The sequence below is a fragment of the Aeromonas sp. PrichA-15 genome, from assembly GCF_017939245.1.
Taxonomy (GTDB): Bacteria; Pseudomonadota; Gammaproteobacteria; order Enterobacterales; family Aeromonadaceae; genus Aeromonas; species Aeromonas caviae.
This window is the reverse complement of the sequence record NZ_JAGKRH010000123.1, coordinates 1-7,997: the sequence shown is the minus strand read 5'-3', so window position 1 is coordinate 7,997 and position 7,997 is coordinate 1. Positions and strand designations below refer to the sequence as shown.

Annotated in this window: 7 protein-coding genes and 1 pseudogene; 4 read left to right on the top strand and 4 right to left on the bottom strand. The window is 63.3% G+C overall.

Annotated elements, in window-relative coordinates:
* Positions 1–198 precede the first annotated feature (198 nt).
* The 4 genes from tnpA to J9889_RS15125 all read left to right on the top strand — a co-directional run bounded on the left by tnpA (position 199) and on the right by J9889_RS15125 (position 3,955).
* On the top strand, positions 199–603 hold the full coding sequence (tnpA, locus tag J9889_RS15140; protein WP_069785657.1) for an IS200/IS605 family transposase: 405 nt from the start codon (positions 199–201) through the stop codon (positions 601–603).
* 328 nt (positions 604–931) lie between these two features.
* Entirely contained in the window at positions 932–1,897 is a 966-nt protein-coding gene (locus tag J9889_RS15135) for a tripartite tricarboxylate transporter substrate-binding protein (protein WP_052815427.1), read from the top strand.
* Between the two features lie 57 nt (positions 1,898–1,954).
* Positions 1,955–2,416 carry a tripartite tricarboxylate transporter TctB family protein gene (locus tag J9889_RS15130; protein ID WP_052815428.1) on the top strand — a complete coding sequence of 154 codons (462 nt, stop codon included), beginning with the start codon at positions 1,955–1,957 and terminating at the stop codon, positions 2,414–2,416.
* Positions 2,417–2,425: 9 nt separating this feature from the next.
* A complete protein-coding gene (locus tag J9889_RS15125) occupies positions 2,426–3,955 on the top strand; it encodes a tripartite tricarboxylate transporter permease (RefSeq protein ID WP_053288415.1) in 1,530 nt (509 codons plus the stop codon).
* 138 nt (positions 3,956–4,093) lie between these two features.
* Here J9889_RS15125 and J9889_RS15120 read toward each other — a convergent pair whose 3' ends face one another.
* The 4 genes and pseudogenes from J9889_RS15120 to J9889_RS15105 all read right to left on the bottom strand — a co-directional run.
* Positions 4,094–4,759, bottom strand: a complete 666-nt coding sequence (locus J9889_RS15120) for a response regulator (RefSeq protein WP_052815430.1) — start codon at positions 4,757–4,759, stop codon at positions 4,094–4,096.
* Positions 4,760–6,343 (bottom strand): sensor histidine kinase, encoded by a 1,584-nt coding sequence (locus J9889_RS15115; RefSeq protein WP_052815431.1) that lies wholly within the window; start codon positions 6,341–6,343, stop codon positions 4,760–4,762. It abuts the gene before it with no gap.
* Positions 6,340–7,551 carry an ROK family transcriptional regulator gene (locus J9889_RS15110; RefSeq protein WP_029314606.1) on the bottom strand — a complete coding sequence of 404 codons (1,212 nt, stop codon included), beginning with the start codon at positions 7,549–7,551 and terminating at the stop codon, positions 6,340–6,342. The genes J9889_RS15115 and J9889_RS15110 overlap by 4 nt, the downstream gene beginning before the upstream one ends.
* 104 nt (positions 7,552–7,655) lie before the next feature.
* Positions 7,656–7,853 (bottom strand): annotated as a pseudogene (locus tag J9889_RS15105) (methyl-accepting chemotaxis protein); the annotation flags it as partial.
* Positions 7,854–7,997: the final 144 nt, after the last annotated feature.

The following is a 7,997-nucleotide window of genomic DNA, read 5'->3' as shown; positions in this document are numbered from 1 at the left end:
TTCGCCAGCATCCAGAATGCGCTTTGTCTCTGCCAGCCCGTGATTCCAGACATAACGAGCACAACCGCCCAACTGGCGCAGGCGTTGCGCTTGTTGGGCGGTCGGTTCGAGTCGGAACTTGTAGGCTTTCAGAATTTGCATTTATCGCTCAGTGTGTAGCATTATTGCCATATCTATTAAGCCCGATTGAGTGACAGAATGCAATTCACTAAAATTAATAAATCACGCCATGCGGCCTACGTTTTGCACGTACACTTGGTGTTTATCACCAAGTATCGAAAGCCGATATTGGGGGAACTGCATCACACCTCCTTCGGTCAGTGTGCGGCAGAGGTTTGCAGAGATTTTGGTGCGGAACTGAAAGAGTGTGACGGAGAGGCTGATCATGTTCACATGCTGATAGAGTACGGCCCAACAGTGCAGCTATCGGTACTGGTGAACTCGTTAAAGGCGGTCACATCAAGGCGACTGCGTAATGAATTTCTGGACTTGAGAGGTGCTTACAGCAAACCCGTACTCTGGTCACGCTCTTACTTTGCGGGCTCTTGCGGCGGTGCGCCGTTAGAGGTGATCAAGCAATACATTCAAAACCAGCGGGGCTGACGCCCCGGCGAAATTCCTCTCCCACCTACGTCGGAGGGAGTCCCCTTTCGCATTTAAGATGGAGCAGGTGGCTCTGCGCCAGCAGGCGAGCGATGCCCTGAAACAGGAGGCGAAGGAGGACATCAGCACATCGGCGGCGAAACCGACCCAGTGATCCTTGCCGGACGAGGCGCTCACGGGCGCCTCGTTTCTATACGCGCCCCCCTCTTCGGCCCATGACCAGAATGAACACAATGGCCACAACAGCCTTAATAGCCATTACGGTCAGATTGTTTTCCAGTCAGACATGATTAATTAACCTTCTTGCAACAATCACAAGGAGAGCACCATGTTGCAAGGAACCTTCAAGCGTACCCTGATCGGTAGTCTGCTCGCACTGAGCGTCGGCGCCCACGCCCAGATCAACGAAGTCCACTTCCTGATCCCGGGCGGCGCTGGCGGCGGCTGGGATACCACGGCCCGCGGCACCGGTGAAGTGCTGGCCAAGTCCGGTCTGGTCAAGACCGTCTCCTACCAGAACATGTCCGCCGGTGGCGGCGCCAAGGCCATCGCCCACCTCATCGAGACCTCGGCCCAGTCCGACAAGACTCTGATGGTCAACTCCACCCCCATCATCGTCAAATCCCTCTCCAAGGAGCTGCCCCAGTCCTTCCGTGATCTGACGCCGGTGGCCGCCATCATCGCCGACTACCAGGCGCTGGCGGTGAAGGCGGACTCCCCCTATCAGAACTGGGCCCAGCTGCTGGCCGCCTACGAGGAGAACCCGGCCAAGGTGAAGATTGCCGGGGGTTCCGCCCGTGGCAGCCTGGATCACCTGGTCGCCGCCCTGACCTTCAAGAATGCCGGCGCCGACGCCAGCAAACTGCGCTACGTCGCCTACGATGCCGGCGGCAGCGCCATGGCCGCCGTGCTGGCCGGAGAGACCCAGGCCATCTCCACCGGCTTTGGCGAGGCGATGGAAGCGGTCAAGTCAGGCCAGATGCGGATCCTCGGGGTCACTTCCGACAAACGCCTGCCGGGGGCGGAGCAGATCCCCACCTTCAGCGAGCAGAACAACCCCACCGTCTTCGCCAACTGGCGCGGTTACTTCGCCTCCCCCACCATCAGCCCGGAGAAATCCGCCGAGTTTGCCGCCCTGCTCAAGCAGATGTACGACAAGCCGGAGTGGGAAGTGGTCCGCACCCGCAACAGCTGGACCAACCTCTACAAGTCGGGTCCCGAGTTCACCGCCTTCCTCGACGGCCAGGAGCAGCAGATCGGCGGCCTGATGCGCGAGCTCGGCTTCATCAAGTAACCCTCGTTGTCACATCGCAGGCGGGCGCAGGCCCGCCGCCCATGTTGGAGTCAAGAGATGAACATCACCAAGGAGCGACTGGGGGGCCTGCTGTTTCTGCTGCTCTCCCTCACCTATGGCTACTACGCCACCGAGATACCGGGCTACCCCGGCGACGAATACGAACCCTTCACCGCCAGTACCCTGCCCTATGCCCTGGCAGGGATCGGGACGCTGCTCTCCCTGCTGCTGGTGCTCTTCCCCGGGGGCGAGCCCCTGCGCCGGGAAGAGGGAGACTGGCGCCGGGTCTTCATCCTGCTCGGGCTCATGGTCATTTACGGATTGGGGCTCACCTGGTTTGGCTTCGTGCTCTCGACCATCGCCTTCCTGAGTGTGGGCATCCGGGTGCTCGGTGAGCCCAGTCTGCGCTACGGCCTGATGATCAGCGTCCCCTTCTCCATCGGTTTCTGGGCCCTGCTCACCAAGGGGCTCAACGTCTATCTGGAGCCGGGTCGCCTGTTCACCCTGCTCGGTTTCTAAGGAGTCACCATGTTAGACGGAATCTTGCAAGGACTCGGCACTGCACTGCTGCCGGTCAACCTGATGATGGTGGTGCTTGGCTGCTTCATCGGCACCTTTATCGGCATGTTGCCGGGCCTTGGCCCGGTCACCGCCATCGCCCTGATGATCCCCATCACCTATGGCCTGGATCCCTCCTCCGGCATCATCTTGATGGCGGGGGTCTATTACGGCGCCATCTTCGGGGGCTCCACCTCCTCCATCCTGATCAACGCCCCCGGCTGCTCCGCCACCGTGGTCACCGCCTTCGACGGCTATCCCCTGGCCTGCAAGGGACAGGCGGGCAAGGCGCTGGCCATCGCCGCCTACGCCTCCTTCACCGGCGGCACCCTCTCCGCCATCATGCTGATGGTGGCGGCGCCCCTGCTGGCCAAGGTCTCCCTCTCCTTCCAGTCGGCGGACTACTTCGCCCTCATGGTGCTGGGCCTCTCCGCCGTGGCAGCCTTTGCCGGCAAGGGGCAGGTGCTCAAAGCGCTGATCATGGCGCTGTTCGGCATCATGATCTCCACCATCGGCATCGACCGCAGCGTCGGGGTAGACAGGTTCACCTTCGGGTTGCCGGATCTGCGTGACGGCTTCTCCTTCCTGCTGCTGGCCATGGCCACCTTTGCCCTCGCGGAGATCCTGATGGCGGTGCTGCGCCCCGGCAAGGACAACAGCGAGGAAGAGGCCAGGCAGATGCAGCAGCTCGGCAGCCTCAAGCTCAGCAAGGAAGAGGTCAGAGAGATAGCGCCCCCCATCGCCCGCTCCTCGGTGCTGGGCTTTCTCATCGGCGTGCTGCCGGGAGCCGGCGCCACCATCGCCGCCTTCATGGCCTATGGCACCGAGCGCAACATCGCCGGCAAACAGCGCCAGGAGCAGTTCGGCAAGGGCAGCCTGCGCGGTCTGGCCGCCCCGGAAGCGGCCAACAACGCCGCCTCCACCGGCTCCTTCGTGCCCCTGCTGACCCTGGGGATCCCGGGCTCCGGCACCACGGCCCTCATCCTGGGCGCCCTGGTGGCCTACGGCATCCAGCCGGGCCCGCGTCTGTTCATGGAGCATCCGGACGTCTTCTGGTCGGTGATCATCTCCATGTATCTGGGCAACGTGGTGCTGTTGATCCTGAACCTCCCCCTCATCCCCTACCTGGCCCGGGTACTGGCGGTGCCGCGCCCCGTGCTCATCCCCATGGTGCTGCTGTTCTCCCTGACCGGGGTCTATCTGGTCTCCTTCAACACCATGGACATCCATGTGATGGCCATCGTTGCACTGATCGCCATCGGCCTGCGCCTGCTCACCTTCCCCATGGCCCCCATGCTGCTCGGTTTCATCCTGGGGGGTATGCTGGAGGACAACCTGCGCCGGGCCCTGGTGATCAACGACGGCAGCCTGAGCTTCCTGTGGGAGCGCCCCATCACCCTCGCCTTCACGGTGATCACCCTGACCATGTTGCTGCTGCCCGTCTGGCAGTGGTGGCAGGCTCGCCGGGCCCCCAAGGGGGAGCTTGCCACCAGCCACTGAATCGATGAGCCTCTGCCACCTCTGAACCCTGCCCCATCACGCGTAGAGACCTTGATGCCCACGGGAAGCAAATCCTGACAAAAAGAGCGCCGAAAGGCGCTCTTTTCTTGTCTGGACGACAGGTTCCGGACGACCGGATCACGGCTTGCGGTAACGCCGCTCCGGCCGCCCGACGGTGCCATATTCGAGCTCGGGGCTCGCCAGTTGCTGCCCCACCAGAAATTCCAGATAGCGGCGCGCCGTGGTCCGGCTCACCCCTATCCGGCAGCCTATCTCCTCGGCACTGGCGGCCTCCGGAGTCAGGGCCGTCAGCACCCGCTGCAGGGTGAGAGCATCGATGCCCTTGGGCAGTCCCTCTGCCGCCACCTGCTGCAACGGCGTACCGAACAGGGTGTCCACCGCCTGCTGGTCGATGTCGGCCAACGCCGCCAGGGCGGCGATGCTCTGACGGTACTTCTCCAGGGTGTCGCGCAGCCGCTCGAACACCACGGGCTTCAAAATGAAATCCACCACCCCGAGGCGCATCGCCTCCTGCAGGGCAGCGGCTTCCCGCGCCGCGGTGAGCAGGATCACATCCAGACTCGCCCCCGCCTGGCGCAGCTCTCTCAATAGCGAGAACCCCTCTCCATCGGGCAACCAGACATCCAGCAGCACCAGATCGGGTTTGAGGATCCCTATCTGCTCCCTGGCATCGAACAGGGTGAGCGCCACCCCCAGCACCTCGAAACCGGCGAGGCGCTGCACGAAGCGGCGGTGGATCTCGGCAATGGCGGGATCATCCTCGACGATCAGGATCTTGATCACTTACACCTCCTTGGGAATGTAACAGACGACGCAACTTCCCTGCGTCGTGGCTTCGATGGTGATCTCCCCCTGCAGGGCATCCAGGGTCTTGCGCACCAGGGAGAGCCCGATACCGTGTCCTGGCTCGGGCTTGCTACTGACCCCCTGTTCGAACAACCTGTCCGCCAACTGCGGGTCGATGCCGCCAGCCCCGTCTTCCACCTCCAGCACCAGATCCTGCCCCAGATCGCTCAGGGAAACCCGGATGGGCTGATAGGGCGCACCGTGGCGGCGGGTCGCCTCGAAGGCGTTGTCGATGAGGTTGCCCAGCACCGTTACCAGCTGGGAACCGCTGACACGGGCAGGAATGTCGTGCAGACGGGCATCGGGATCGATCACGAGCTCAAGACCGAGTTCGTGGGCCCTGTGGTATTTGCCGAGCAGCAGCCCCGCCACCTTGGGTTTGGCGATGGCCCCCATCAGGAAGCCGAGCAGGGTCTGCTCGGTGGCCGCCTCCCGCCCGATGAAGGCGAGCGCCTCCCGGGTGGCCCCGAGCTCAATGAGGCCAGCGATGGTCCCAAGCTGGTTGTTGTGCTCGTGGGTCTGCACCCGCAGCAGATCGCTGTAGGCCTGCACCTGGGAGAGCTGGGCACTGAGTTCCGCCAGCTCGTCCTTGCGCCGAAAGCTCGACACGGCGCCGATCAGCTTGCCCTCGCGCACCAGCGGCAACCGGTTGACGATGAGGGACTGGCCGTTGAGCACGATCTCCTCGTCAAACTGGGGGGTCTGCTCTTGCAGGATGGAGAGCATGCGACTGCCCGGCAGCAGGTGACCGATGGGCTGTCCAATAGCGGCCCGGGCAGTGGTGTCGTCCAGGCGCAGCAGCTTGATGCCGTTGGGGTTCAGAGAGGTGAGGCGCCCTTGCTCGTCGATGGTGAGGATCCCCTCGCGCACCGTGCGCAGGGTACAGTCTAGCTCCGCATAGAGACGCCCCATCTGCTCGGGTTCAAAGCCGAAAATCGCCTTCTTGTAGCGCCGGGCCAGCCAGGCGGCGGCGACACTGTTGAGCAGCACGATGAGCAAGGTCATGGCCAGGCCGAAGCGCAAATAGTCCTGCAGATCCGCATCGATGTCCCGCACCAGATAGCCGACCGACACCACCCCGATGATCTTGCCCATCTCGTCACGGATGGGCCCCTTGCCGCGCACCGAGACCCCGAGGGACCCCTGGGCCCTGGAGATATAGGCCTCCCCCTGCAGGGCACGCTCGGGATCATCACCCACCATGGGTTTGCCAATCCGGTCCGCATTGGGGTGCGCCAGGCGGCGTGCCTGCCTGTCCCCGATGACGATGTAGCTGGCCCCGACCTCGGCGCGGATCCGCTCCACCAGGGCATTGAGGCGGACCGTATCCGCCCGCTTCACCCCGGCGATGACGCCGGACTCCCGCGCCACCAGCCGTGCCACATCCAGGGCCTGATCCCCCACCTCACGGTAGCGCTGCTCGGCGACATAGTAGTAGCTGGCCCCGCTCAGCAACACCAGTTGCAGCAGACTGACCAGACAGAGAATGAGCAGGAAGCGTCCTTGCAACCCGAGCCTCATGCCTCCTTGTCGCCTCGCAACAAGTCGAGCAGCAGACTGCCATCGCGCAGGGCCTTGTGCACCTGCACCGAGGTGGGTTTGGTGGGATCTTCGTAGAAGTGGGTGGATTCAATCTGCAGGCGCACCAGGTACTCGGCGGGCAACTGGCTTGCCAGGGACTGGTGCAACATGGGGAAGAGCAGTCGATCGGCCCGGGTGATCTCCCCCCCGAGCAGCAGCTTGCCCGGATTGAGCAGGCAGATGAGGTTCGCCAGCACCCGGGAGAGGCGGCCTGCTGCCTGGTGCAGGATGTCCTGACACAGGCTGTTGCCGGCCAGCGCCAGCTCGCACAGCTCGCGTATGGTGACGCTTTCGGGCAGATCGAACTCCTGCATCCGTTCGCGCAGCTCCCGATATTGCGCCTCCAGCGCCTGATTGGTCACGAGGGTGCAGGCGCAGCCGAAGCCACCGCAGTAGCAGCGCTGGCCATAGGGTTCGAGCTGCAGGTGGCTGAGATCCCCGAGCAGAGCCGACTCGCTCTCGATGAGCTGGCCATTGACCACCATGCCGACCCCGATGTCGTTGTGCACGAACACCAGCACCGCATCCGAGCAGTTCCTGGCGGCGCCCCACTCCCGCTCGGCCTGGATCCAGGTGCGCACGTCGCCGCTCACCAGCACGGGTACCGAGAAGGCTTCCTGCAGGGTGGGACCGAGGGGCCAGTTGCGCAGATCGTAATAGGGAAAATGCTTGACCATGCCGGAGTGGCGCTCCACCTGGCCAGGCAGGCAGAGGGCGATGCAGGCCAGACGCAGCGCCTTCTTGGGCAAAAAGCCCTCGATGGCCCGCACCAGGCTGGCCAGCAGCTCGGCACGCTCCGCCTCGTTGAAGACATGGCGATGGCGTGCCAGGGAGTGACCCGCGAGATCGAACAGGGCCATGTCCACATAGCCGCGCCCCAGGCGCATGGAGAGAAACTGGAAGCGGCGCTCGTTGATGCGCAGCAGGGTCTGGCGACGGCCACGCCCCACCGAGCTCTCGCCGCAGGTGACCACCAGGCCGCCGTCCAGCAGCTCGCGGGTGATCTTGGTGATGCTGGCCGGCGACAGGCCGGTCAGACGGGACAGATCGGTACGGGACAGCTCCTTGTGCTCCTCCAGGCTGGCATAGACCAGGCCGTAGTTGAGCTGACGGATCAAATCGATACTGCCTTTCACGATCTCATTCATAGGGTTGGGGCTAACGAAAGGAACGAATGGCGCGATTTTCACACATTCTGCGCCGATCCCCAAATTTGCCGTCTGGAAATCCTGTCCAGACGGCAAAAATGTGATTAGTAACGGAAGCGGGAGACGAGTTGGCGCAATTTGTCACCCGTGCCTGCCAGGGCGCGGGTGGTGGTGCTGGACTCCCCGGACGCCTCGGTCAGCTCGCTGACGATCTGCTGGATGGCCACCAGGTTCTTGTTGATCTCCTCGGAGACCGCGTGCTGCTCCTCGGCGGCCGTGGCGATCTGGATGTTCATGTCGTTGTTGACATCCTCCCCCACCTTAGCGCTTCGCGTCACAGGAGGGGGATTCCCATTACTGGGTGATAGCTGCTCGCGCAGTACCGGGTTCCTGCTTCATCGGGCGGCCTGATTGCACCACGCCTCCACAGGCTAAAACGGCGTGTC